We start from the raw sequence: 23,527 nt of genomic DNA, 5'->3' as shown, positions 1-23,527 counted from the left end.
AGGCAAATGGTATAGAAATGTAGCTCAAAGTTCAAAAAATCGCCGAATTCCATTAAGAGGAAAACAATTTTGGCTGAACGTAATCGGTTCCTTCCCCTTCTCTTTTTGTCTGTGTATTATAAGGCACAATTTTATAAGACGCGCCCGAAAATAAGTTGGCATAAGGAATTTCATAGCTTCCCTTCCCTTCAACCGAATCAAGAAGCGTCTCCTCGCCGTCCTTGTTTACATAAATTCTGTATACAGCCCGATCATCCTCTTGAGCGTCCCACTTTAATTCAATTGTAAAGAGCCCCGCTGCTTTAAATGTGTAATCGGCTGTGAGTGTTTTGACCGGCTTCAGCTCAATCGGGCTTTCCAGGTCTTTAATGTTTTTAGGCTTTGTGAACACATGACCGGTTTCTCCTGCCTGTGTCAAAATATCCTTAAACAGCCGCGTCGGGTATGAGCTCCCGGCTTTCAAATAATGGTTTTGATCCGTTTTGTCATAGCCCATCCAGACTGCCCCGGTTATTTTCGGCGTGTAGCCTGCAAACCAGGCGTCCTTTGTCGCGCCGGAGACGCCTGTATAAGATGTAGAACCTGTTTTTCCCGCCAGGTCGCCGTGATAGGTGCCGGACGTGGCCGTTCCCTTTTTGACTACCTGCTGCAGCATTCTCGTCATATTCCAAGACGTCTGCTTGCTGAAAACCCGCTTTCCTTCTTCTTTATGATCGGCTATTGTTTCTCCGTCTTCATCTATTATGCTCGAGATAAAGAAGGGTTCAGTATACGTTCCATTCGCGGCAAATGTATGAAACGCGCCGGCAAGCTGGAGCGGCGAAACGCCTTTTTCCAAGCCGCCTAGAGCAAGAGCAAGGCCTTCATCAGGGATATCAATGCCGTTTGCTTTCAAATAAGATTTTCCTGTTTCGACGCCGATCTCATTCAGCGTCCAGACAGCCGGCGCGTTTTTGCTGTACGTAATGGCGTCAGACATAGTGACTTCGCCCTCATACCGGCTGTCGTAGTTTTTCGGCGTATAATCTCCGTAGGACTGCAACTCATCCTTCAATAGAGAATATGGCTTAAATTTCTTTTCCTGCATCGCCGGTCCGTATACGGCAAGCGGCTTAAATGTGGAACCCGGCTGGCGGACAGCTGTGACACGGTTATATCCTTTGGATGTGTAATCCCTTCCGCCGATGGCCGCTTCTACACCGCCTGTCTTGTTATTAATAAAGACCGCGCTTCCCTCGGCATTCTGATCTGTTCCGGGATAATAGCCTCCCTCTTTCATCACCTGGTAAGCCGTCTTCTGCAGCTTCGAATCGAGCGGCACCTTGATCGTGTATCCGCCTTGAAGAAGCTGCTCTCCGGAAATGGAATACTTGTCTTCCGCCTCTTTGATCACAAGGTCAATGTAGCTGTCAAACCAAGGTGTTTCCGACTGTTTCTTCACGTGCAGCCCAAGCGTCCGGCCCTGTGCGGTGACAGCCTCTTTCGCACTAATATAGCCTTGGTCATTCATCATACCTAGAATTGTATCACGCCGCTCCTTATTTTTATCAGGGTGCAAAATCGGAGAGTACGTAGAAGGTGCCTTCGGAATAGCGGCCAAAACAGCGCCTTCAGATACAGTCAAATCTTTTACTTCTTTATTAAAATAATAGTGGGACGCCGCTTGTATGCCGTAGACCCCGTGTCCGAAGTAAAGCTGGTTCAAATACATTTCAAGCAGCTTGTCCTTGCTGTAATCCCGTTCAAGATTGATCGCAATGATCACTTCTTTTGTTTTTCTTAGAAACGTTTTGTCATGTGTCAGAAAAATATTTTTGGCAAGCTGCTGGGTGATTGTGCTTCCGCCTTCCACCTTTCCGCCTGCTAATATATCGCGGTACACTGCCCTTCCGACAGATTTCGCATCAATGCCGTGATGCTCATAGAACCTTTTATCCTCAACAGCGATAAACGCTTCTCTGACCTGCTTCGGAATCTCATTGATCGAGACCGGCTCGCGATTTTCTGTATACAGGCTTGCAACCTCATCTCCGTTTTGATCAACAATTTTTGAAGAAGCATGAAGAATAAGCTTTTTTTCATCTATGACATAATGGCCGAGAAAAATAATTGAAATATATCCTATTAAAGCGAGAAAAGCAGTTAACACTAAAATAATGATAGGTATAAAAAGTTTCTTTTTCTTTATCTTAAACATGAACTCACCTCGCCTTTCTAAAGGTAGTATGGGAAAAATTGTTTGGAATTATGTTCGAAGCACTCGCCAATAGAAACTTATACCATTGTTTTGATATACTAGCAAGCAGGAGGTGGCTGATATGAAGGTTTATATTACATATGGGACAGCCGATTTTTTAAAAACGATCGTACAGAAGCATCCCTCAGAAAATATCCTTTTGATGCAGGGGCAGGAAAACGCCATTTTGATTCATGAAACAAACGGTGATACCGTTTTCCAGGCACCACACGCTTATGAAGTCATTGACCAAGTCGGAGAGATCAAACATCCCGGTTTTGCAGTATTGAACAATATTGCCGTTACTCAGGAAGGGCGTCCGCTGTTTGAAAACAGATTTAAAAACAGAGCGGGAAAAGTCGAAAACGAGCCTGGCTTTGAAGCAATTCGAGTGCTCCGTCCGCTTGACAGTGACACCTATGTCATTCTGACCTTGTGGGAAACGGAAAGCGCCTTTCAAGACTGGCAGCAGTCCGGTTCTTACAAAGAAGCCCACAAAAAACGCGATACATCTGCCGGGATTGACACAACGTCGATCTTCTCCCGGCCTTCCTATGTCACCACATATTTCGCTGTCGAATAGCTGCCGGCATGTCCGGCAGCTTATTTTATTGGGAGGAAAGCAAAATGAAGCATACTTGCCCAGTCTGCGGGTTTAAGAGATTGGCTGAACCGCCATATGATCATGAAGGCAATCATTCTCATGAAATCTGCCCGTGCTGCGGTTTTCAGTTCGGATTTGATGATTACGGAGATGCAACACGAGGATGATTCATATTTAGAGCCATCGGAAAGCATCATCGCCTATAGAAAAAACTGGCTTGCTGAAGGGTGCGTCATTTTTTCTCCTGAATGCTTCCCAAAACATCTGCAAAAAGCGAATAGAGTATTAAGGCATCATCGATTGAGCAGCTGAAACAGATCAATGTTCATCTTCCATCATAACCCTCCCTCTGTCCCGGCACCTTCCGCCCGCCTATGAATAATCTGTAAGCGGAAGGAGTGATTGATGATGGAAGTCGGGATTTTGTCTGTCCATGTTCTGTATGTGTTTTTTATCGGTGCAATTATCCTATTTATGCTGCTGAGAAAAGACACGACATTTATTTCTCTATTCGGCATTTTTATCATATCGCTATGGGCCAGCCATTCACTTTCAGCTTCTGTCAGCAGTTTATTCCACAGCTTTATCTATGCGGCCGGCGAACTGCTGCCCACGATTTTCATCATTTGCTTTATCGTTTCAATGAGTGATTTGTTAACAAAAACAGGGATAAATGAAGCGATGATTTCTCCCTTTGCAAGCCTTGTGAGAGGGCCTGTGACTGCCTATTGGCTGATTGGGGGCCTGATGTTCGCCATTTCTCTCTTCTTCTGGCCTTCTCCAGGTGTCGCTTTAATCGGCGCCGTCCTGCTCCCCGCAGTCGCACGTGCCGGTTTGACGCCTCTTGCCGCGGCCATGGCCATGAACTTATTCGGACACGGTTTTGCCCTGTCAGGAGACTTTGTCATTCAGGCGGCGCCAAAGCTGACTGCAGATGCAGCAGGCATTCCAGTCGGTGATGTCGTCTCGGCCAGCATTCCGCTTGTGCTGATTATGGGTGTGACTACAACAACCGCTGCCTTTATCATGATTCAGCGCGAACGCAAAAAACAGGAGCATCCCGCTTCTTTTTCCCCCGTTCTTTCCGGCGAACAAGACAACTCGCTGTACTTGCCAAAACGCCTGCGGTCCATACTGGCTTTTTTGATTCCGCTTGCCTTTCTTGCAGATATCGCCTGCATGCTCTTGTTTAACCTACAAGGAAATGATGCAACCGCGTTAGTTGGCGGGTCTGCAATTTGTATCCTCCTTACCGTTCATTTTTTCGTGTATAAGCATAAAGGGCTTGAAAAAATCACCGGCTATTTTATTGACGGATTTAAGTTCGGTTTTAAGGTTTTCGGCCCCGTCATCCCGATTGCCGCTTTCTTTTATCTTGGCGACTCAGGCTATGAAAGCATACTGGGCACTTCACTCCCTAAAGGTTCCCACGGCATTGTCAACGATCTTGGCATTGCTTTATCCCATATGATGCCTATGTCAAAGGAGCTTGCCGCCGCTGCATTAACTGCCGCTGGAGCCATAACAGGCCTTGACGGCTCAGGATTTTCCGGCATTTCTCTCGCCGGCTCCATCGCAAAGCTCTTTTCGTCCGCTCTCCATGCCGATCCCGCCGTTCTGACCGCGCTCGGACAAATCTCTGCCATCTGGGTGGGCGGAGGAACACTGGTCCCATGGGCGTTGATTCCCGCCGCAGCCATTTGCAAAGTTGATCCTTTTGAGCTTGCCAGAAAAAACTTCATTCCCGTTGCGATTGGCCTTTTGGTGACAACCCTCGCAGCTGTGATGATGCTTTAAAACAGCATGAGTTGAAATATTCAGACTTTTTCTATACAATCATGGAAAACATAGAAAAGGGGGAAGCGGCTTTGTCCATATCCACACTGCAGAAAGAGATAAACAAACAGCTCGACGGCTGTTTTGAAGAAATGGTTGAGATCAGGCGCCATTTTCATATGTATCCTGAGCTTTCATTTCAAGAAGAAAAAACCGCCGCATTTATTGCTTCCTATTATGAATCGTTAGGAGTCCCAATCCGCACAAACGTTGGCGGCAGAGGGGTTTTAGCATATATAGAAGGAAGCGAACCCGGCCCTACAGTCGCTTTGCGGGCCGACTTTGACGCTCTCCCCATTCAAGATGAAAAAGATGTCCCTTACGCCTCCAAAGTGCCTGGTGTCATGCATGCATGCGGCCACGACGGCCACACCGCAGCTCTTCTCGCAGTGGCCAAGGTCCTTCACCAAAACAGACATGAACTGAAGGGAACATTTGTGATGATCCACCAGCATGCAGAAGAATATTATCCGGGAGGCGCAAAGCCAATGATTGATGACGGCTGTCTCGAAAACGCGGATGTGATATTCGGCACTCATCTTTGGGCAACTGAGCCGCTCGGAACTATTCTCTGCCGCCCCGGCGCCGTAATGGCGGCGGCAGACCGATTTACGATTAAAGTCTTCGGAAAGGGCGGCCACGGCGCTCATCCGCATGATACTAAAGACGCAGTCCTGATCGGTTCGCAAATCGTTTCCTCTTTGCAGCACATTGTCAGCCGCAAAGTCAATCCGATTCAATCCGCCGTCATTTCGACAGGCTCCTTCATCGCCGACAATCCGTTTAATGTCATCGCAGACCAAGCAGTACTCATCGGCACAGCGCGTTCTTTTGATGAAAATGTCCGGGACATTCTGGAGAAAGAAATTGAAGCGGTTGTAAAAGGAATATGCAGCATGCACGGCGCGTCCTATGAGTACACCTATGAACAGGGTTATCCGGCGGTTGTGAACCATACTGCCGAAACGAACCACTTGGTGAGCACCGCAAAGAATACCGAGGGCGTTCAGCAGGTCATTGACGGTGAACCGCAAATGGGCGGCGAGGATTTTGCTTATTACTTACAAAACGTGAAAGGCACTTTTTTCTTTACAGGTGCCGCTCCCGAACAGCCAGATCGAGTTTATTCCCACCACCATCCGAAATTTGATATCAACGAAAAAGCCATGCTGACAGCGGCAAAGGTCCTTGCCGGCGCTGCGATCACCTATCATCAGCTATAAAAAAACAGCCGGAGTGTTTATTCTCCGGCTGTTTCCTTTAATATCCTCAGATGAAAAACATGTCTTGCCGTTTCTCCAAGCTGAGCAAGCAGCTTATAATTGGCAATTCCGCCGACTGCCGCTCCTATACCCGGCAAAAGCTGAAAAAGCTTCACGACGTCGATATAATCGCGATATTCCTGCTGGAACACTCTCCAGTCGATGCTCTTTTTCTCCGTCTCCCAATTTTCGATGACAGAAAAAAGCGATTTACGGCCATCATCACTCGAAAACGCAAGCTGAAACACGAGCAGCAAGAACATCCTTTCTTGTGCATCCTTGACATCAAAGCCGTAAATGGAAGACAAGGTAAATAAACACTTCATCTTAATTGAAAGCAGCAGCGGAAAATCAGCAATGCCTAAAAAAATGCCGCCCGCTCCGGTGCCGACTCCCTCAGCAGCTGCCACTTTCTGATAAGAAACAATCGTTTTTTTCGCCAATTCGTTTTTTTCACTGAGCGACAGTGCGCTTGTATCCTTTTTATAAGTGATGATATTGGAGCCGGCCATTGTCGCTTCTACCATTTTTTTCACACTCTCGGTGACGACCGTATGGATTTTTTCAGGAATCCGTTCATTCACCTTCGTCTGCACACGCTTCGAAAAGCGTTCAAACATGGAACCCTTTCGCAAAAAATGCATTTTCCATTGCAAAGCTTCCTGCATCAGCAGCTGATTATCTGTCATTTGATTACCCCTTTTCAGTTCACAGCTTTCCGTGCTTTTTCAGCCTGGTTGTCATATAAGAAGGCAAAACAACAAAAATCAGAACGGCAGAACCGATCAGCGCGTACAGAAAACCGGTCAAGCCGGCTGCATAGGCAGACGCAACAGACATCAGCAGCGCTTGAATACTAAGTGAAGTTTTTAATAGAGAGAAATAGCTTTTCAGCTTTGTTTCTTTTTTCACAGGGTACAGCTCTTGAAGCGCCAGATGGTCAAAGTGGCCGAAGAGCGGCAGAAGCTGAATGCCCGTAATGAAAATGGCAAACACAGTCAAAACCGCTGCAATCAGCGGGCTAGCTGAGACATACATAATGATCAGCGCGAAAACGATCGTTAATCTGACAAGAATGCCCAAATAATCACTCGAACGCAAAAAGGCGCGGGTGAACATATAGGCAAATGTTTTGCGCTGTTCAAACGGCACAAGCCGCAGCAAAAAGTCTAGATAAGCTCTGCGTTTGGCTTGCTTTCGCAAATGCGGCACATCAGTAAACAGGTTGGCAATCCGATAGAAACGCTGCTTTCGTCTCAATTCGGACTCAATATGGCTTTCCCATTTAAATGTTTTCCGTTTTGCTGCGGAAGACATATACAGATAAAGAACAGCCATAATGACATAGACGAGAAGCGCATACATATAAACAGATTGGAAAACAAAATAAAGAACGAGTGTATTCGCCGCAAATTGAATGATGACGTCCATCCGTTTCATACTGCGGTCGTTTTGGAAAGTCGTGCGCCATTCCATTACCTGATTCCACGCTTTCAGCAGCAACAGTTGGACAAAGACCGCGGCATACGATACGAGCGAAGCCCCCGGTGTGACTGCGAAATAAAGCGGCATCGCAACGATGCTCAGCGCAATAAGCGGAAACAGCTGAGACACATAGCTGTAGACAAACGCCTGCTTCAAGTAAGGCTCCATTTTTGCTTCAAGAGGCAATAAGAAAACAAGGTCAGCCTCCTTCAAAAGCGTTCGCACATAAGAGCTTGTCAACACGAGCGAAAACAGCACGGCCATCACCCAAAAGGATGGAAAGTGAGCGGGAATGTCCCGTATCCATTTGCTGTACCAGCTTGCAGCGCCCGCTAGAAAAAAAATCAAAACAATGACGAGGTGATCGTTGAGCATATATTTCATGTATGTTCTTGTTTCTTTGATATGCTCCTGCAGCCGCGACTGCCAAATATCAAGCATATTATTCATGGCCAGCGTCTTCCTTTGTAAGCTCAAGATACAAATCGTCCAGCGCCGCGTCCTTCATTCCAAACTGCTCTCTGAGCTCTGACAGCGTGCCGCGCGCCCGCACCTCGCCGTTATGTAAAATAATAAACGAATCGCAATAGCGTTCTGCCGTTGCCAAAATGTGTGTTGACATCAGCACGCTCGCCCCGCCTTTTTTCGCTTCATTCATCCGTTCAAGCAGCGCGTTAATGGCAAGCGGATCAAGCCCTAGAAAAGGCTCATCAATAATGTAGAGCGCAGGCTCTGCCAAAAATGCGCACATAATCATAACCTTCTGCTTCATTCCTTTAGAAAAATGGGCCGGGAACCACTTCAGCCTCTTTTCCATTCGGAATTCCTTTAAAAGCGGAGGCAGCCTTTTCTCCATCGTTTCTTTTGACAGTCCATATGCCATGGCTGTTAGTTCAAGATGCTCCATCAGCGTCAATTCTTCGTATAAAACAGGTGTTTCAGGTATATAGGTAAATTGTGAACGGTAGCCTTCCGGATCCTCAGCAAACGTTTTACCGTTTAATTCGATTGAACCTTTATGCGGGTCCATCAGCCCGATGATATGTCTGATTGTTGTACTTTTACCAGCACCATTCAGCCCGATTAAGCCGACAATTTGATTCGGTTCAAGGGTGAATGATACGTTTTTTAAAACCGGATTCCTTGTATATCCGCCGGTCAAGTCTTTTACCGATAGCAGAGACATAGTTTCTCCCCTTATAGTGTTTTTCTTCATAGTACCAAAAACAAGGCCTGATTTGAAACAATTCCCTTTTAACAAATGATGAATTTGCTGTCATAAAGAGACAGGGTTCTGGACATCATAATAGTTGTAGAGGAAAAGCATATCAACTGAAAAATGAGGTGTTTGTCAAAGACGTCTTAGAAACAGTTGGATAGAAAATAAACATGTCCAATGCTCAAACCATTTCTCTTCACTGAATTGATGAATTCTTCATGTATGAAGCAAATTGTCAAATGAGGTGTTTATCGCAGGAATCGTTAGGCATTAAACAAGTCTTCATTTTATTGACAAATGAGGTGCTTACCAAAGGCATAACACATTTTCTTCATATAAGCTCTTCCTCTGCATTCAGGGTGAACGCTCGCCGTTCATCCTGTTTTCTATTTTCTGCATTTCTGTGGTACGATGAATGTATACATACTAAACAATTTCATAAGGAGGAACCCTCATGCATTGTGCAGAGAATTGTATCTTTTGTAAAATTATTGCCGGCGACATTCCATCCGCGAAGGTGTATGAAGATGAACATGTACTTGCCTTTCTTGATATCAGCCAAGTGACAAAAGGCCATACGCTTGTCATTCCGAAAACACATATTGAGAATGTATATGAATTTACAGATGAATTAGCAAAAAAATATTTCCATGCTGTTCCAAAAATCGCCCGCGCTATCCGGGATGAATTTGAACCGATCGGCTTAAATACGCTGAACAATAACGGCGAAAAAGCTGGACAATCTGTGTTCCACTACCATATGCATATTATCCCTCGCTACGGAAAAGGAGATGGATTCGGAGCGGTTTGGAAAACCCATGCTGATGATTATAAACCGGAGGATCTGCAGAACATCTCTTCCTCTATCGCAAAACGCCTGGCCTCATCATAAGATGAGGTTATTTTATTTTGTGAACATTTCGCAAACATCCGTCAATTTCTTTTGATAATTCTAATTTTTTATCAAAAAACTGAATTTTTGTGATAGGATAATTGTATTATTTTATACATTAACGTGGAAAACAGGGAGAGATCATAATGGAACGTACAACGAATTTTAACGCAGGTCCTGCAGCGCTGCCACTGGAAGTTCTGCAAAAAGCACAGAAAGAATTTATTGATTTTAACGAATCCGGCATGTCTGTTATGGAGCTTTCCCACCGCAGCAAAGAGTATGAAGCGGTGCACCAAAAAGCGAAAAGCCTCTTAATCGAACTGATGGGCATTCCGGAAGATTACGATATCTTGTTTCTTCAAGGCGGGGCAAGCCTTCAATTCTCAATGCTTCCGATGAACTTTTTAACACCTGAAAAAACCGCACATTTTGTCATGACAGGCGCTTGGTCTGAAAAAGCACTGGCAGAAACGAAACTGTTCGGGAACACGTCTATCACCGCTACTAGTGAAACAGACAATTACAGCTATATTCCAGAGGTTGACCTTACGAATGTAAAAGACGGCGCATATTTACATATCACATCCAACAATACAATTTTCGGCACTCAGTGGCAGGAGTTTCCGAATTCTCCAATTCCGCTCGTAGCCGACATGTCCAGCGATATTTTAAGCAGAAAAATCGATGTGTCTAAATTTGACGTGATCTACGGAGGCGCCCAAAAGAACCTCGGCCCTTCCGGCGTGACTGTAGTCATCATGAAAAAAAGCTGGCTGAAAAATGAAAATGCGAACGTCCCAAAAATCCTGAAATATTCCACGCATGTCAAAGCGGATTCACTCTACAACACTCCGCCGACATTTGCGATTTATATGCTGAGCCTTGTTCTGGAATGGCTCAAGGAAAACGGCGGTGTGGAAGCTGTTGAACAGCGCAATGAACAAAAAGCGCAGGTTCTCTACAGCTGTATTGATGAAAGCAACGGCTTCTATAAAGGACATGCCAGAAAGGACAGCCGCTCACGCATGAATGTCACCTTCACGCTTCGGGATGACGAATTAACGAAAACATTCGTCCAGAAAGCAAAAGATGCGAAGATGATCGGCCTTGGCGGACACCGTTCGGTGGGAGGCTGCCGCGCTTCTATTTATAACGCGGTCTCTCTCGAAGACTGTGAAAAATTAGCTGCGTTCATGAAGAAATTCCAGCAGGAAAATGAGTAAAAAGTCTGGCTATGCAAACCGTCCGTTTGGTATACTGTTTGCATAACACATTCTGTAAAGCCTTCGCAATAAATGATGAGCATATTATTGGAGGGCAAAAAGCTTAGCAGAGGAGAGCATAGTTATGAAAACAAAAGAGTTAGTCATTATGGCTCTGTTTGCCGCAATCGGCGCAGCGCTTCATTCCATTATTCCGCCCTTTTTAGGCGGCATGAAACCAGATATGATGCTGATCATGATGTTCATGGGCATTCTGCTGTTCCCGCGGGTGCAAAATGTACTCGTCATCGGGATCGTGACCGGAATCATTTCCGCGCTTACAACCGCGTTTCCAGCTGGACAGATCCCTAACATCATTGATAAACCGGTATCAGCGTTTCTGTTCTTCTCCCTGTTTCTTTTGTTCAGAAAGAGCCGAAAAACAGGTGCAGCCGCTGTGCTGACAGTGATCGGGACCATCTTATCAGGAATTGTGTTTCTATCGTCAGCTTTATTGATCGTCGGTTTACCGGGCGGTTTCGCCGCATTGTTCGCGGCTGTTGTTCTGCCGGCCGCTGTGCTGAATACAATCTCAATGATTATTATTTATCCGATTGTGCAAACCATTTTAAGACGTTCAAGCTTTATGGAAGCTGCTAAATAATTGTCACACAAAACCTCTTCCGCTTCCGGGAGAGGTTTTTTTAAAACAGAGCGCCCGCAGCATGTCAGCATGTTTTAAGCGAGGAGTTTTGTGAAAAAGATAAGACATAGTGTAAAGGCGGTTCCGGTTGAACAAACAAGCGCTTTCTGCCGGATGACTTTCTTGGGCGGATAAGAAGCAGCCTGGCTGAGAAGTCTGATATAGTAAACAGCGCCTGAAGCGAAGGCAAGAGTGATGCAGGATAACACAATCAAAAAGACAGACAACCTTCTCCCTCCTTTTCACTTAAAAAATATGCTAAAATAAAGCAAGCTATGTATAGAAGTTCAGGCTTTCAACAAAAATGAAAAATGCTGAATGAATCCTATTTGAAGAAAAAGACGGGGTGATTGTAATGGCGAGCGGACGTTCTCTATTAACAGGACTATTCGTAGGCGGCATCATCGGAGGAGCAGCGGTTCTTCTTACTGCACCTTCCTCAGGAAAGCAGCTGCGTGAAAAAATGAAAACCAATTATGATTCTTTTGAAGAAACAATCAAACGCTTAAAGTCAGACGGGCTTGCATTAAAAGACCAGCTGATCAAAGCGGCAAAAGAAAGCACGGATGTTATTAAAGACGTGGGCGGCGAGCTCCAAACGTCAATTAAAAAATGGCAGGAAGAGATTAAGCCTCACCAGCAGGATCTGCAAAAAGAAATTGCCGATATCGAAGAGAAAATCAGACAGCTGGAGAAAACCTTACAAAACTAATATCCTATTCAAAAGAAAAAAATGCGGGCCAAAATTGGACCCGTATTTTTTTTGGCCGAAAAACCCTTCCGCCGCAATGGTTTGTGAATTTATTAAAAAATTCTTACATTTTCATCTTTATTAATCTTTATTTTATTGGCATAATAGAGAAAAAGAAAAAGAGAAGCAGGTGACGTAATGAATCGAGTGGAACCGCCCTATGATGTGAAAGAAGCTCTAGTCTTCACCCAGAAAATGGCTCAGCTTAGCAAGGCTCTTTGGAAATCGATCGAGAAGGATTGGCAGCAATGGCTCAAACCGTATGACCTAAATATTAATGAGCATCATATTTTATGGATTGCGTATCAATTGAATGGAGCTTCCATTTCTGAAATCGCGAAGTTCGGGGTCATGCACGTATCAACCGCATTCAACTTTTCAAAAAAGCTGGAAGAACGGGGATATTTAAGGTTCTCCAAACGGCTGAATGATAAAAGGAACACATATGTCCAATTGACTGAGGAAGGTACCGAGGTATTCTGGAGCTTGCTTGAGGAATTTGATCCGACACGCAACGCTGTTTTTAAAGGGTCACAGCCTTTGTATCATTTATTCGGAAAATTTCCTGAAGTGGCAGAAATGATGTGTATGATACGCCATATCTACGGCGATGATTTTATGGAAATTTTCGAAACGTCACTCACCAATATTGACAATGACTTTGAAAGCGTAAACGGAAAACTGAAGAAAAAAGCAAAGGACAGTGCGGCGGATGAACCGGCTGAAGAGCTCGAACCTGTAAACAGTTAATCAAAATGCTTCATGATGTCGATAAAGACTTCCATCAGCTCTTGATAAAGCCCCTGCTCATACAGGGCAAAAATCGTTTCATGAACATCTAATTTTTCATTCAGCTGTCCGGCAAAAAGCGCAAGGAGCTTATCAAAGGTTACAAATCCTTGCGCTTTTTGTGTTGCCAGCTCTTCCGACAATTCATCGCATATCCTCATAACCGCTTCCCCTTCTTCCTTGCTCAGCCCTTTGTCAATGAGTAGCGCATAGAAGGGGTACCTGTCCATATCTACTGTTTTCACTAATAATTGTATGTAATATTCTAATCGCTCAATGCGATGATCCATCGAATCCATCCACACCACTTCTTTCTATCTTTAATCTTATTTTAGCTGATAATTCACTGAGAAGAAAGTTCTAACCCCATATTTCGCAGTTTGTTTGCTTGTTTCAAAAAAATACCTGCCGGATGATATTTTTTCTTAAAAAAGCATTGATTTTTTCTCTTGGGAGGAGTAAATTATTTTGAGATTCTATTCAAGATGTATGGAAGGATGACTTTGATGAATTGCTGGAAGACCATAAATCTCATGAAGGATTATGGCGCCGTTCGCATAATATTAACTGCTGTATGTTTTATGATTTTGGTTTTTATATCTACCTTTTTAGCTTTTGAGCTGCTGCGGCCTGGCACAAGCTTAAGCGATGAATATGTATCTTTATTCGGCGGTTTGCTCGTCGTTATTTTATTTGTACATAAAGTCATCCATGTCCTGCCAATCATCTGCAAAAAAAGAAAAATAGAAAAAAAGTTTTACATATTGCGCATGCGCACATGGAAACGTATACCAAAAACAACAATGCTCATTTCACTCGTCAGCCCGTTCTTGCTGATTACACCGGTATTGTTTTACGCAGCACTGGCATTTCCGAATCATGCTCATTATTTCTGCATGATCTCGGGCATTCACGCCGGCTACTGTCTGCCTGATTTCCTGCTGGCTCTCAAGCTGATAAAAGCACCGAAAACCGCTTTTATTGATCAGGAAGCAGACGGCTTGGATATTCTTGTTGAAAAGTAGTCAAACCCTGGTGCTGGTGGCGATTTTTCAATTTGCATTCTATCTTTTTTAATAAATATTTGGTAATGTAATATGGGACAGTTCAGAGAGAGGGGGAATCTCCCATCATTTTATTCTATTTTATCGTGGCTGCCGTGTTTATTTTATATTTCATAAACAGGCTCACCAATACATTATGCCTTGTCAGAGAGATTCCTGAAGAGCGGCAAGATAAGGTATTCCGATTTATTAATGTATCTATATTAATTTTACTGATCTCTTCGTTTGTGGAGATCTCCTTTACAGTGTAAATACGAAAGAAAGCATAGCTGCTGATGAAGCAGCTATGCTTTTTTATGTTGATTAGTACAGCCAAGAAGCGCCGATGATAATCAATAAAATAAATAACACAACCAATAAAGCGAATCCGCCTGCAAATACTTCACCCATCTTAAAAAGCACCTCCTGTAATAAGCTTTATTTACCAATTACATGTTATGCAATTCATGTTTGAAACGATTAGGCGCTAGTGAAAATAAAGGATCGCTTATGTTGCAAGCGATCCTCGGTCTGCTTAGTAGATGTAAGCTGCACCTACGATGATAAGCAAAATGAACAGTACTACGAGCAACGCGAATCCGTTAGAGTATCCTCCGCTCATGTTACATACCTCCTTTTCTTGATCAATATATAAGTATGTCATCAGCAAAAGTTTGACTAGACGAATGCCCTTTATTTAAAATCTTTTTACAGAAAGCCACAATATGTTATGATACGCATAGGTAATTTAATTTGGAATGATTAGGAGTGTTTGAAAACAATGAAGAAAATCGCAATAGCAGCTATCACTGCTACAAGCATCCTCGCTCTCAGTGCTTGCAGCAGCGGCGACAAAGAAGTCATCGCAAAAACAGACGCAGGCGATGTAACAAAAGGCGAGCTTTACACAAACATGAAGAAAACAGCTGGCGCAAGCGTACTGACACAGCTAGTGCAAGAAAAAGTATTGGACAAGAAGTATAAAGTTTCGGATAAAGAAATTGACAACAAGCTGAAGGAATACAAAACGCAGCTTGGCGATCAATATACTGCCCTCGAAAAGCAATATGGCAAAGATTACCTGAAAGAACAAGTAAAATATGAATTGCTGACACAAAAAGCGGCTAAAGATAACATCAAAGTAACAGACGCCGATATCAAAGAGTACTGGGAAGGGTTAAAAGGCAAAATCCGTGCAAGCCACATCCTTGTTGCTGATAAAAAGACAGCTGAAGAAGTAGAGAAAAAGCTGAAAAAAGGCGAGAAGTTTGAAGACCTTGCGAAAGAATACTCAACAGACAGCTCTGCTTCAAAAGGCGGGGATCTTGGCTGGTTCGCAAAAGAAGGCCAAATGGACGAAACATTCAGCAAAGCTGCGTTCAAATTAAAAACAGGTGAAGTCAGTGATCCTGTCAAAACGCAATACGGCTACCATATCATTAAAAAGACAGAAGAACGCGGCAAATATGATGATATGAAAAAAGAACTGAAATCTGAAGTGCTTGAACAAAAATTAAATGACAACGCAGCTGTTCAGGAAGCTGTTCAAAAAGTCATGAAGAAAGCTGACATCGAAGTAAAAGATAAAGATCTGAAAGACACATTTAATACATCTTCAACAAGCAACAGCACTTCTTCGTCTTCAAGCAGTTCTAAATAATAAAAAAGCTGTGCGGCTCATTGAGCCGCACGGCTTTTTTTATGCGATGGAATGGTTTTGATTTTCTTCTTCATGCTGCTGAGAACTGCGGCGTTCTCGCTCCTTTTCCATCCTCTCCATATAAATCTGCCCTTCTTTTTCAATAAAAGCCTGGTCTACTTTTTCTTCCTCTTTGGCTGCCGCCACAAGTTTATATGCGCTGAAAATAATGCCTACAATACAAAGATACACCCACCACGGAAAAAATAACACGGGCTCCTCCCCCTTTGCATAGATTCTTTATTCTTAAACATATGCGGGAATGAGACGAGTTATGTGCGGGAAAGACGCATCAAAAAGGACTGAGCTGAATATGTCAGCATCAGTCCTTTTTACGTTATTTATGAAATGTCGGTTTATAAAAGGAACGGTTTTCCAGTGCAAATACACGTTCAGTATACTCGCCCGGCTTCACGCGCTCAAGCGCTCTGTCCATCATATTCATTTTTGCATCCAGATTGTCTATATAGTGAAGAATTTCCGCTTCTTTCACCATCGGCGGTTTCGGGCTGCCCCATTCTGCTTTGCCGTGGTGACTCAAAATCAAATGCTGAAGAATTAACACCTCTTCAGAATCGATTTGAAGCTCCTCAGCCGCTTTTGAAAGCTCTGTCACCATGATGGAAATATGGCCAAGCAAATTGCCTTCAACCGTATATGAAGTGGAAACAGGGCCGGACAGCTCCTTCACTTTTCCAAGATCATGCAGGATGACACCGGCGTAAAGCAGATCACGATCAAGAGACGGATATAAATCTGCTATTGCCTTCGCCAGGTTCAGCATAGAGACAACATGATACGCCAAACCTGAGACAAACTCATGGTGGTTTTTCGTAGCCGCCGGATAATCCATAAACTCAGCTTCGTGTTTTTTAACCAAAAACCTTGTGATTCGCTGGATATTCGGATTTTTCATTTCAAATATATATTGAGTGATGGTATCCATCATTTCATTTTTCGGAATCGGCGCGGTTTCTAAAAAATCATCAATATTGACGTTTTCTTGCTCGCTTACCGGTCTGATATTTCTTAGCTTCAGCTGGGTGCGCCCGCGATAATGATGAACATCGCCGACGACCTTGACAATCGTCTGCGGCGCATAGGTCACTTCATCACTTTGCTTGGCATCCCACAGCTTCGCTTCAATATCGCCTGACTGGTCTTGCAGCATCAGCGTCAGAAACGGTTTTCCATTGCTTGCAATCCCTTTCGTCGAGGATTTAATCAATAGATACTGGTCCACCTGTTCGCCAACCTCATGTAGCATAATCCCTTTAGCCATTCTATTAAAGCTCCCTCCGTATCTTACATAATACCAGTATATCACATACCGATTTTCAGCTATAGAACCTCTTTTATGACACCAAATGGATGATTTGGCTGCTATGAAATGCATCTTTTACGTGCTCATGGCATGTAAAATACAAAATCTGCCTACCGCCTTCAGATAAATCATACAGAACATGTAATACACGTTTCAGCCTTTCCTGATCAAAATGAACAAAACTGTCGTCAAGCTGGAACGGAAGCATTGACCCATCCTGGCGCGTAACAGCCAAAGCAAATCGGATCGCTGTATACAGCTGTTCACATGTCCCTTGTGACAGCTCTTCCGCATGATAGACAGTTCCATCGCGATGCATAACCATGATCGAATCATCCGTTTCGGAAAAATAAATGGTTTGGTAGTTTCCGTCAGTCAGAGGGCGGAAAAATTCTCCTGCCGTCTCCAGAAGGCGCGGAAGCTCGATTTTTTTATGCCGCTCCAATTTGTTTTTGATCACCTGTTTGACCATTTGTATGGAGGCCCATTTTTTAGCCGTTTCTTTCACACGTTCTTTTTGCATTTCGGTTTGAAGCTTTAGGTCTGAGACCAATCCCGAAGCCTCTAATTGTTCCTGTTTGACTGAGAGCAGTGCGATTTGGCTGCGGAGCTGCTCGATCTCCTCAGTCAGCCGCTCTTTTCTTTCATTCTCAACAAATTGCTTATCTTTCAATTCAGAAAGCGTATTGGAATCGGCCAGTTCAAGTTCCTCCGGGTGCCCGCCTTGAAGCTGTGCGTTTACGTGATGAAGCTTGTTCTCCGTATCCTTCAATTGCCTGCTGATGTCGGCTATGGCAAAAAACGCATCTCTGTCTTTTGCAGCAGCCGCGGCAAATAACTGTTCAATCTGTGCGTGGAAATACTGTATTTCTTGCTCAAGTTCAAGCATCTGTTCCTTTGTATAATGAATATCTGTTTCAATTTCCTTTTTTTGCTTCTCAATTTCTTTTTCACGTTCAATGTTTTTCCGCAATGTGTGAAGGGCGTCCGAAATGGAGATATCCTGACTCTGATTCACGGGGAGAAGCATACTGACGCGTTCTTCGAATGTTCTCCGGTGCTTTTTCAGCCTGCCTGCTTCAATGGTCAGCTCATGCTTTTTCTTCACTTCTTTTTTAACATCCTTCATTAAGCTGTAAGCATCAAGCAAAAATGATGGATCTTCCTTAAATCCGAGCTCATTCATAAAACGCTCAACCTGTGTAAAGGACGGCGCCATTTCGGCTTCCCACTGTTCAAACTGCTGGATGACCCTTTCATACGCCGCCTCTTTTTGCTGGAGCGCTGCACGCTGTGTGAGAAGGTGCTGCTTATTGCGGTCATCCTCCCATAACGCTTCTCTAAGCATTTCAGCTTCTGCTGGTGGAATATCCATCATGGGCTGTCTTGTCTCTCGGCTGTTTCGAGAAGACGGTTTTCCTGATACAAGCCAATACACAATAAGTGCAGCGCCGAAACTTATGGCGGGAATCCATTGCTGCAGCAGAGAAAAGAGAACGATGAACAACATACCAGCTGCAATAACAGTCTTTTTCTGTTTAGCCTGCTGTCTTTCAAAAAACTTCAGCTGTTCTCTTAGCTTCGCTTGCTCTTGGTGCTGCCCCTGTGTTTCATCATATGCTCTAAGAGCTGCTTCTTTATCTTTTCTTTGGCTGTTTTCAAGAATCGCGGACGAAGCGGCATGAACGGCCTTTTCCGCGTCTTCCAGCTCTTGCCGGGCAAGTTCAAACGTCTCGTCAAGCTGCCGTTTTCTGTCTCTTGCCTGTACATATTGCTGCACCGCTTGCTGAAGCTGCCATTCATAATCATATGAGGTGTTCATATTCAGGAGCTCATTTTCATCCGTTTTATTGAGCTGTTCCAGCCCTGCCGCTGTCTGCACAGACGTCTGGCGCAGCTGTGCCTGAATGGCTGCCAGTTGTTCTCCCCAGGATTGGTACATATGAAACGCTGCCGAAAGCTCTTGTATCAGCGTTTCTTTCACCAATAGTTCTTTATCGGGGATAAGCTTTTGCCTCTGTTTGTCCAACTCCGCCATCTTCACCCGAAGCGCCTCAAGCTGTGCTGATTTCGGGTGAAGATGGGATTCATATTTTTCCAGCTGATGCAGGCCGTCAGCAGGAAATTGTCCTGCATGTTCCGGAAATTCTGCAATCACCTGTTCGAGTGTCGCTTTTTCATTTAGCAATGGTTTTCGCTCAATCGCTCCCTCAATCATTCGGATATGTCCCGCCGTCTCTTTCAATTCAGTTTCCGCGGCTGCAAGGCGGGCTTCAAGCATTCGTTTTTCCCCGAGAAGCTGATGATAGCCCGCTTCCTCTGCTTCAGCCTGTTTTAGCTTCACTGCCAGCTGCTTAAGCGTTTCCAGCTCCTGATTCAATTGAGGGTTTCGCCCATTTGGTTTATAGAGCCTTTCGCTTTCCTTCGTCAGCCTTGAATCAAGCTTTGATACGGCTTCAGCACCAAACAAGCTGGAAAAGAGCAAAAATTCCCCTATCTTGTCCCGATTAAAGGCGTGAATTTCCTGCAGCCCGAATACGTCGAACGAATATATGGCTTTGTACAACGACCTGTCTGTGCCCTGGAACAGCTGCTTTAAAACATCTCCCTGCTTTACTTCGCCCTTTTCTGTGTACACGCTTAGTTTTTCGGCAGTCCCTTTCGTCCGTTCGATCTTCAGCACTCCATACTCAGGATGTTCAGCTTCAAGAACACCGCCGTAGACACCGCCTGTTTTCGGTTCATATTTTTTCGTTTTCGGAAAACCGAACAGCATGCTTTCAATGAATGACATCATCGTCGTTTTTCCTGCCTCATTTAATCCGTAGATGACTTGGACAGGAGAGGCGGAAAAGTGAAAGGTCCGATTGGAAAATTTTCCGTATTGGTAGATATGTAAGGATATAATTCGCAAAGCTGTCACCGCCTCATGTATCAAGCACCTTAAGCTGCTTTTTCAATAAAATCTGTGCCTGTTCTTTTATTTCCTTTACCTCCTCTTGGCTAAACCGGTCCGCGTGCCTTCTATACACTGAATGCCGCTCAAGCCCGTCCAGCACGTCTGACAGATCGCTGCGATCAATGTCTTCAAATAAACCGCCAAAAAAAGGATCAAGGTTTGTTAGGTTTGCTTCGTTTTCTGTCTCATCGTCCAATCTAAGAGGCCAAACGAAATGTTCCTCTTCCGCTTCTTGTTCCTGAAGAGCTTCAAGAAACTCATCCAAGGTGCCTTTTGGCGCCTCCAGCAGCCATTCCGGCGCCGTCCCTTGTAAAACAAGCCTTACACAAACAGGGCTCCCCTTTTTCCGCAGCTTCGAAAACGTGTCCTCCACCATTTGGAAGAGAGCGGTCATATTCTTTGCCTCCGTCACATCAACCGCCGCTTTTTCCCACAGGACATCATGCGCTCTCTGAAATTCATAAGATATATCTCCGTTTGTCACATGAACGAGATAATAGCCTTTATCTCCCGTCTCCTTTATATGGCGCGCTTGCGTGTTTCCCGGGTAAATGACTGCCGGATGCTCGGCAGATAGAACCTGGCGTTTATGTATATGGCCAAGCGCCCAATAATCCATCCCGCTTTTCACGAGGTCGTCATGTGTAAACGGGCAATACGGATCGTGTCCTTCAGATCCTGACAGCGTGCCGTGGAGCATGCCGATATGAAACGGTGCGTCAGTTGATCTCCGATAGCGGGCAGCTTGGTTTTCCGTCACTGCTCTGGCTTGATAGCTGAAGCCGTAAATGCTTGCTATGCGCCTGCCTTCTTTAAAAAACGATTTTTCTTCTGGAACAGCGGACGAAAAAATATGGACATTCTCAGGCCATTCTATCGGTGTCCACTCCCCGCCAAGATGATCGTGATTCCCAAAGATGACGTATACCGAAATCCCGCACTCTCTGAGTCTTTCAAACTGTTTTTTCAAAAAGAGCTGAGCCTTTAAGCTTCGATTGGCTTCATCAAACAGATCTCCCGCCAGCAAAATGAAATCAACGTGCTCTCTCACTGCAGCGTCTATCATATGTCTCACGCTTGCAAACGTGCTTTCTTTAATCCGAGCAAAAATCGGCTCCGGCAGATGCAATATCCCGTAAAACGGGCTGTCAAGATGAAGATCTGCCGCATGAATAAAGGTTAGATCAGTCAAGATTCTGCTCCTTTCCAGGATGAAGTACCCTTATTTTAGCACCGAATTCTTGCGAATGCACGTTCTGTCAATAAAGAAACAGCCTGAGAATCCCCAGGCTGTTTTCCAATCAGTTTTTCGCTAAACGAAGCGCTTGTTTGATCGCTTTGAACGCGCTTGAATTGCCGTAAATTAATACACCGCCTTTATAAATTCTGGCGCCGATAACGGCCAGTATGACAATGGTGAGCAGTGTGATTCCGATTCCGACAGCCGCCTGCCAGAACGGAATATCAAGCATGCCGACGCGCAGGAACATAATCATTGGCGTAAAGAACGGAATAAACGAAGTTACCGTAATAAATCCTGCGTCAGGCGCATTCAAACCGAACATCGCGATCATAAAACCGGCGACAACCAAAAGCGTCATCGGCGTGATCGTTTGCTGCACGTCCTCTATTCTGCTGACGACACTGCCGAGAAACGCGGCAAGTGTCGCGTACAAAAAGTATCCGAGCAAAAAGAAAATGACAGCATAGATGACAGTGGTTGCAGATACGTCGGTCAGATTAAGGAATCCGCCGACAGATGAAGCCGTTTCGCTCTTTTGGTTCAGCTTAAGCGACAGAGAGCCGGCTCCTATAATAATAGCAAGCTGTGTGATCCCGACAAGCCCGATACCAAGCAGCTTTGCAAACATTTGCTGGATCGGCGGCATACTTGAGATCAGGATTTCCATAACTCGCGAAGATTTTTCTGTAGCCACCTCCATCGCTATCATGCTGGCATACATAATCACCGAGAAATAAATGACGAACAGCATAATGTAAACAAGCCCTACCGTCTGGCCAAGCTCTTCCTCAGACTTTGCCCCTTCTTTCAGCGCCTTCTGCCCCACAGTAACGGGCGCATAAAGGCTGCTAATCGTTTCCTGCGACACGCCGAGCTCCGCTGTTCCGACAGCTGTTTTGGTTTGCGTCAGCGCCTGCTGCAGCGTTTGATACGTGCTTTCATCAGAAATCGTTAACGCTTTATATGTTCCTGAAATGGTCCCTTTTTCATCTCGTTTGATGATGAGCATGCCATCGAGTGATTCATCTTTGACTTGCTTTGTGACCTCATCCTCCGATTGCTTCGACAGCTTCACATCAAGATCGCCGTCAGTATCCACCGCTTTCAGCTGCTTTGAAAAAACCGGATATAATTCGTTTGTTTCATCAACAACGGCGATTTTTTCTTTCGCATCGTCACCTTGAAACAAAGAAATGATCGACTCCAGATTCGTTACAACTAAAACAAGCAGCACCGTGATGACAGTCGAAATAATAAAGGATTTTGCCATAATCTTATTTTTGTATGTATGAGAAAGCATGATCCAAAATTTATTCATAGACGGCCCCCACCTTTTCTATAAAAATATCATGCAGTGACGGCTCTTCAAGCTCAAACTTTCTGATAAACCCTTTTCCCTGTAGCATCGCAAAAATCTCTTGAGAAATGTCTTCATTGGCAATCTGCAGCTTGACGCCGTCGGCCGTCTCCTTCCATTGTAGAATGCCTTCATGAGACTGCAAAAAGCTTAGATCGTCATCGGAGTGAATGGTGACGTTCTTTTTGCCAAAGGAGCGCTTGATCTCCTTCAGCTTGCCTTGCACGACCGGTCTTCCTTTCTGCAATATGCAAAGGTTCTCACAAAGCTCCTCCACATGTTCCATCCGGTGGCTTGAAAATAAAATAGAGACGCCGCTGTTTTTCAGCGAGATCACAGCCTCTTTTAGCAGCTCAACATTGACAGGGTCCAGGCCGCTGAAAGGTTCATCAAGAATAAGCAGCTCCGGCTTATGCAAAACTGCCGAAATGAATTGGATTTTTTGCTGATTCCCCTTTGAAAGCTCTTCCACCTTCTTATTCTCGTAATCTGTAATATTGAAGCGTTCAAGCCATGTCCCGAGCTCTTTTACAGCCTCCCGCTTCTCCATCCCTTTTAATCTGGCGAGATAGACAAGCTGATCCTTTACCTTCATTTTCGGATAAAGGCCCCGCTCTTCCGGCAAATAACCGATTTTGTTGCTGATATGATAATTCACAGGTCGGCCCTTCCAGCTGATTGAGCCCTCCGTAATGCTTAATAATCCTAGGATCATGCGAAACGTCGTCGTTTTTCCCGCTCCATTTGCGCCTAACAGACCGAACATTTGCTGTTCCGGAATATCTAAGTCCAATCCGTCAACGGCTTTATAATCTCCAAATGTCTTCGTTACGTGATCAATTGTAAGCACTGAATCTCCTCCTTCCCTGACCCATTATATACTAATTTTGGATAAAGCATAATAAAGGATTTTGATTTCC

General features: G+C 44.6%; 25 protein-coding genes and 1 pseudogene. 12 read left to right on the top strand and 14 right to left on the bottom strand.

The window, feature by feature from the left end; translation table 11 throughout:
• Nucleotides 1-52: 52 nt before the first annotated feature.
• Complete coding sequence (locus tag NYE53_RS05555; protein WP_251186881.1) at nucleotides 53-2,197, bottom strand: transglycosylase domain-containing protein; 2,145 nt, start codon at nucleotides 2,195-2,197, stop codon at nucleotides 53-55.
• 121 nt (nucleotides 2,198-2,318) lie between these two features.
• Between NYE53_RS05555 and hmoB the strand changes: the two genes are divergently transcribed.
• The 4 genes and pseudogenes from hmoB to sndC all read left to right on the top strand — a co-directional run bounded on the left by hmoB (nucleotide 2,319) and on the right by sndC (nucleotide 5,899).
• Entirely contained in the window at nucleotides 2,319-2,819 is a 501-nt protein-coding gene (gene hmoB, locus NYE53_RS05550) for a heme-degrading oxygenase HmoB (RefSeq protein ID WP_003244748.1), read from the top strand.
• Between the two features lie 44 nt (nucleotides 2,820-2,863).
• A pseudogene (locus NYE53_RS05545) lies at nucleotides 2,864-3,181 on the top strand (hypothetical protein).
• Nucleotides 3,182-3,245: 64 nt separating this feature from the next.
• The gene (locus NYE53_RS05540; RefSeq protein WP_339247649.1) at nucleotides 3,246-4,637 is read left to right on the top strand and encodes a hypothetical protein; all 1,392 of its coding nucleotides are present in this window, start codon (nucleotides 3,246-3,248) and stop codon (nucleotides 4,635-4,637) included.
• Between the two features lie 71 nt (nucleotides 4,638-4,708).
• Nucleotides 4,709-5,899 carry an N-acetyl amino acid acetylase SndC gene (gene sndC, locus NYE53_RS05535; protein ID WP_339247646.1) on the top strand — a complete coding sequence of 397 codons (1,191 nt, stop codon included), beginning with the start codon at nucleotides 4,709-4,711 and terminating at the stop codon, nucleotides 5,897-5,899.
• A 17-nt stretch (nucleotides 5,900-5,916) separates the two neighbouring features.
• Here the strand turns inward: sndC and NYE53_RS05530 are convergent, their stop codons facing one another.
• From NYE53_RS05530 to ecsA, 3 genes are read right to left on the bottom strand one after another with little or no spacing between them, the layout of a single operon-like run.
• Nucleotides 5,917-6,627, bottom strand: coding sequence for an EcsC family protein (locus NYE53_RS05530; protein WP_339247644.1), 711 nt, complete (start codon nucleotides 6,625-6,627; stop codon nucleotides 5,917-5,919).
• Nucleotides 6,628-6,646: 19 nt separating this feature from the next.
• Nucleotides 6,647-7,873 (bottom strand): ABC transporter permease EcsB, encoded by a 1,227-nt coding sequence (ecsB, locus tag NYE53_RS05525; protein ID WP_339247643.1) that lies wholly within the window; start codon nucleotides 7,871-7,873, stop codon nucleotides 6,647-6,649.
• The gene (gene ecsA, locus NYE53_RS05520; protein WP_003233230.1) at nucleotides 7,866-8,609 is read right to left on the bottom strand and encodes an ABC transporter ATP-binding protein EcsA; all 744 of its coding nucleotides are present in this window, start codon (nucleotides 8,607-8,609) and stop codon (nucleotides 7,866-7,868) included. Before ecsA ends, ecsB begins: the two co-directional genes overlap by 8 nt.
• Nucleotides 8,610-9,096: 487 nt before the next feature.
• Here ecsA and NYE53_RS05515 point away from each other — a divergent pair, with 487 nt between their 5' ends.
• The 3 genes from NYE53_RS05515 to trpP all read left to right on the top strand — a co-directional run bounded on the left by NYE53_RS05515 (nucleotide 9,097) and on the right by trpP (nucleotide 11,403).
• Complete coding sequence (locus tag NYE53_RS05515) at nucleotides 9,097-9,534, top strand: HIT family protein (RefSeq protein WP_339247642.1); 438 nt, start codon at nucleotides 9,097-9,099, stop codon at nucleotides 9,532-9,534.
• Between the two features lie 146 nt (nucleotides 9,535-9,680).
• Nucleotides 9,681-10,760 carry a 3-phosphoserine/phosphohydroxythreonine transaminase gene (serC, locus tag NYE53_RS05510; RefSeq protein ID WP_339247641.1) on the top strand — a complete coding sequence of 360 codons (1,080 nt, stop codon included), beginning with the start codon at nucleotides 9,681-9,683 and terminating at the stop codon, nucleotides 10,758-10,760.
• Nucleotides 10,761-10,884: 124 nt separating this feature from the next.
• Nucleotides 10,885-11,403, top strand: a complete 519-nt coding sequence (gene trpP, locus NYE53_RS05505) for a tryptophan transporter TrpP (RefSeq protein WP_003233236.1) — start codon at nucleotides 10,885-10,887, stop codon at nucleotides 11,401-11,403.
• A 74-nt stretch (nucleotides 11,404-11,477) separates the two neighbouring features.
• On the opposite strand, the gene NYE53_RS05500 is transcribed toward trpP, so the two are convergent.
• Entirely contained in the window at nucleotides 11,478-11,669 is a 192-nt protein-coding gene (locus NYE53_RS05500; RefSeq protein WP_014476318.1) for a hypothetical protein, read from the bottom strand.
• Nucleotides 11,670-11,797: 128 nt separating this feature from the next.
• Here NYE53_RS05500 and NYE53_RS05495 point away from each other — a divergent pair, with 128 nt between their 5' ends.
• Complete coding sequence (locus NYE53_RS05495) at nucleotides 11,798-12,154, top strand: YtxH domain-containing protein (RefSeq protein WP_003245875.1); 357 nt, start codon at nucleotides 11,798-11,800, stop codon at nucleotides 12,152-12,154.
• A 177-nt stretch (nucleotides 12,155-12,331) separates the two neighbouring features.
• Entirely contained in the window at nucleotides 12,332-12,943 is a 612-nt protein-coding gene (locus tag NYE53_RS05490; RefSeq protein ID WP_003239501.1) for an HTH-type transcriptional regulator Hpr, read from the top strand.
• Here the strand turns inward: NYE53_RS05490 and NYE53_RS05485 are convergent.
• Nucleotides 12,940-13,281 carry a YhaI family protein gene (locus NYE53_RS05485; protein WP_009966921.1) on the bottom strand — a complete coding sequence of 114 codons (342 nt, stop codon included), beginning with the start codon at nucleotides 13,279-13,281 and terminating at the stop codon, nucleotides 12,940-12,942. The genes NYE53_RS05490 and NYE53_RS05485 overlap by 4 nt on opposite strands.
• 207 nt (nucleotides 13,282-13,488) lie before the next feature.
• Here NYE53_RS05485 and NYE53_RS05480 point away from each other — a divergent pair, with 207 nt between their 5' ends.
• Complete coding sequence (locus NYE53_RS05480; protein WP_003245590.1) at nucleotides 13,489-14,007, top strand: DUF3267 domain-containing protein; 519 nt, start codon at nucleotides 13,489-13,491, stop codon at nucleotides 14,005-14,007.
• Nucleotides 14,008-14,114: 107 nt separating this feature from the next.
• Nucleotides 14,115-14,297, top strand: a complete 183-nt coding sequence (locus NYE53_RS05475) for a hypothetical protein (RefSeq protein ID WP_024571667.1) — start codon at nucleotides 14,115-14,117, stop codon at nucleotides 14,295-14,297.
• 52 nt (nucleotides 14,298-14,349) lie between these two features.
• Here NYE53_RS05475 and yhzE2 read toward each other — a convergent pair whose 3' ends face one another.
• Both yhzE2 and yhzE1 read right to left on the bottom strand, forming a co-directional pair.
• Nucleotides 14,350-14,436 carry a sporulation protein YhzE2 gene (gene yhzE2, locus NYE53_RS05470; protein WP_003155248.1) on the bottom strand — a complete coding sequence of 29 codons (87 nt, stop codon included), beginning with the start codon at nucleotides 14,434-14,436 and terminating at the stop codon, nucleotides 14,350-14,352.
• A 124-nt stretch (nucleotides 14,437-14,560) separates the two neighbouring features.
• On the bottom strand, nucleotides 14,561-14,647 hold the full coding sequence (gene yhzE1, locus NYE53_RS05465) for a sporulation protein YhzE1 (protein ID WP_003327753.1): 87 nt from the start codon (nucleotides 14,645-14,647) through the stop codon (nucleotides 14,561-14,563).
• A 159-nt stretch (nucleotides 14,648-14,806) separates the two neighbouring features.
• Between yhzE1 and prsA the strand changes: the two genes are divergently transcribed.
• On the top strand, nucleotides 14,807-15,685 hold the full coding sequence (gene prsA, locus NYE53_RS05460; protein ID WP_014476317.1) for a peptidylprolyl isomerase PrsA: 879 nt from the start codon (nucleotides 14,807-14,809) through the stop codon (nucleotides 15,683-15,685).
• 39 nt (nucleotides 15,686-15,724) lie between these two features.
• On the opposite strand, the gene yhaL is transcribed toward prsA, so the two are convergent.
• The 6 genes from yhaL to NYE53_RS05430 all read right to left on the bottom strand — a co-directional run bounded on the left by yhaL (nucleotide 15,725) and on the right by NYE53_RS05430 (nucleotide 23,457).
• Entirely contained in the window at nucleotides 15,725-15,937 is a 213-nt protein-coding gene (gene yhaL / locus NYE53_RS05455) for a sporulation protein YhaL (RefSeq protein ID WP_003233252.1), read from the bottom strand.
• A 124-nt stretch (nucleotides 15,938-16,061) separates the two neighbouring features.
• Nucleotides 16,062-17,006 (bottom strand): 3'-5' exoribonuclease YhaM, encoded by a 945-nt coding sequence (yhaM, locus tag NYE53_RS05450; protein ID WP_003245698.1) that lies wholly within the window; start codon nucleotides 17,004-17,006, stop codon nucleotides 16,062-16,064.
• A gap of 73 nt (nucleotides 17,007-17,079) precedes the next feature.
• A complete protein-coding gene (gene sbcE / locus NYE53_RS05445; RefSeq protein WP_339248492.1) occupies nucleotides 17,080-19,971 on the bottom strand; it encodes a DNA repair/recombination ATPase SbcE in 2,892 nt (963 codons plus the stop codon).
• A gap of 4 nt (nucleotides 19,972-19,975) precedes the next feature.
• Nucleotides 19,976-21,202, bottom strand: a complete 1,227-nt coding sequence (locus tag NYE53_RS05440) for an exonuclease SbcCD subunit D (protein WP_339248489.1) — start codon at nucleotides 21,200-21,202, stop codon at nucleotides 19,976-19,978.
• A gap of 106 nt (nucleotides 21,203-21,308) precedes the next feature.
• A complete protein-coding gene (locus NYE53_RS05435) occupies nucleotides 21,309-22,568 on the bottom strand; it encodes an ABC transporter permease (protein WP_003244912.1) in 1,260 nt (419 codons plus the stop codon).
• Nucleotides 22,561-23,457 (bottom strand): ABC transporter ATP-binding protein, encoded by an 897-nt coding sequence (locus tag NYE53_RS05430; RefSeq protein ID WP_032725309.1) that lies wholly within the window; start codon nucleotides 23,455-23,457, stop codon nucleotides 22,561-22,563. The genes NYE53_RS05435 and NYE53_RS05430 overlap by 8 nt, the downstream gene beginning before the upstream one ends.
• Nucleotides 23,458-23,527: the final 70 nt, after the last annotated feature.

The organism is Bacillus sp. FSL R5-0523 (assembly GCF_037975295.1).
GTDB classification, from domain to species: domain Bacteria; phylum Bacillota; class Bacilli; order Bacillales; family Bacillaceae; genus Bacillus; species Bacillus subtilis.
The sequence above is the reverse complement of the archived record's forward strand: the minus strand, read 5'-3'. Positions and strand labels throughout refer to the sequence as shown.

Excerpts from the sequence above, each read along its gene's own strand:
- NYE53_RS05555 (WP_251186881.1), bottom strand. The coding sequence starts at position 2,197 with ATGTTTAAGATAAAGAAAAAGAAACTTTTTATACCTATCATTATTTTA.
- hmoB (WP_003244748.1), top strand. The coding sequence starts at position 2,319 with ATGAAGGTTTATATTACATATGGGACAGCCGATTTTTTAAAAACGATC.
- NYE53_RS05540 (WP_339247649.1), top strand. The coding sequence starts at position 3,246 with ATGATGGAAGTCGGGATTTTGTCTGTCCATGTTCTGTATGTGTTTTTT.
- NYE53_RS05530 (WP_339247644.1), bottom strand. The coding sequence starts at position 6,627 with ATGACAGATAATCAGCTGCTGATGCAGGAAGCTTTGCAATGGAAAATG.
- ecsB (WP_339247643.1), bottom strand. The coding sequence starts at position 7,873 with ATGAATAATATGCTTGATATTTGGCAGTCGCGGCTGCAGGAGCATATC.
- ecsA (WP_003233230.1), bottom strand. The coding sequence starts at position 8,609 with ATGTCTCTGCTATCGGTAAAAGACTTGACCGGCGGATATACAAGGAAT.
- NYE53_RS05515 (WP_339247642.1), top strand. The coding sequence starts at position 9,097 with ATGCATTGTGCAGAGAATTGTATCTTTTGTAAAATTATTGCCGGCGAC.
- serC (WP_339247641.1), top strand. The coding sequence starts at position 9,681 with ATGGAACGTACAACGAATTTTAACGCAGGTCCTGCAGCGCTGCCACTG.
- trpP (WP_003233236.1), top strand. The coding sequence starts at position 10,885 with ATGAAAACAAAAGAGTTAGTCATTATGGCTCTGTTTGCCGCAATCGGC.
- NYE53_RS05495 (WP_003245875.1), top strand. The coding sequence starts at position 11,798 with ATGGCGAGCGGACGTTCTCTATTAACAGGACTATTCGTAGGCGGCATC.
- NYE53_RS05490 (WP_003239501.1), top strand. The coding sequence starts at position 12,332 with ATGAATCGAGTGGAACCGCCCTATGATGTGAAAGAAGCTCTAGTCTTC.
- NYE53_RS05485 (WP_009966921.1), bottom strand. The coding sequence starts at position 13,281 with ATGGATTCGATGGATCATCGCATTGAGCGATTAGAATATTACATACAA.
- NYE53_RS05480 (WP_003245590.1), top strand. The coding sequence starts at position 13,489 with ATGAATTGCTGGAAGACCATAAATCTCATGAAGGATTATGGCGCCGTT.
- yhzE2 (WP_003155248.1), bottom strand. The coding sequence starts at position 14,436 with ATGGGTGAAGTATTTGCAGGCGGATTCGCTTTATTGGTTGTGTTATTT.
- yhzE1 (WP_003327753.1), bottom strand. The coding sequence starts at position 14,647 with ATGAGCGGAGGATACTCTAACGGATTCGCGTTGCTCGTAGTACTGTTC.
- prsA (WP_014476317.1), top strand. The coding sequence starts at position 14,807 with ATGAAGAAAATCGCAATAGCAGCTATCACTGCTACAAGCATCCTCGCT.
- yhaM (WP_003245698.1), bottom strand. The coding sequence starts at position 17,006 with ATGGCTAAAGGGATTATGCTACATGAGGTTGGCGAACAGGTGGACCAG.
- NYE53_RS05435 (WP_003244912.1), bottom strand. The coding sequence starts at position 22,568 with ATGAATAAATTTTGGATCATGCTTTCTCATACATACAAAAATAAGATT.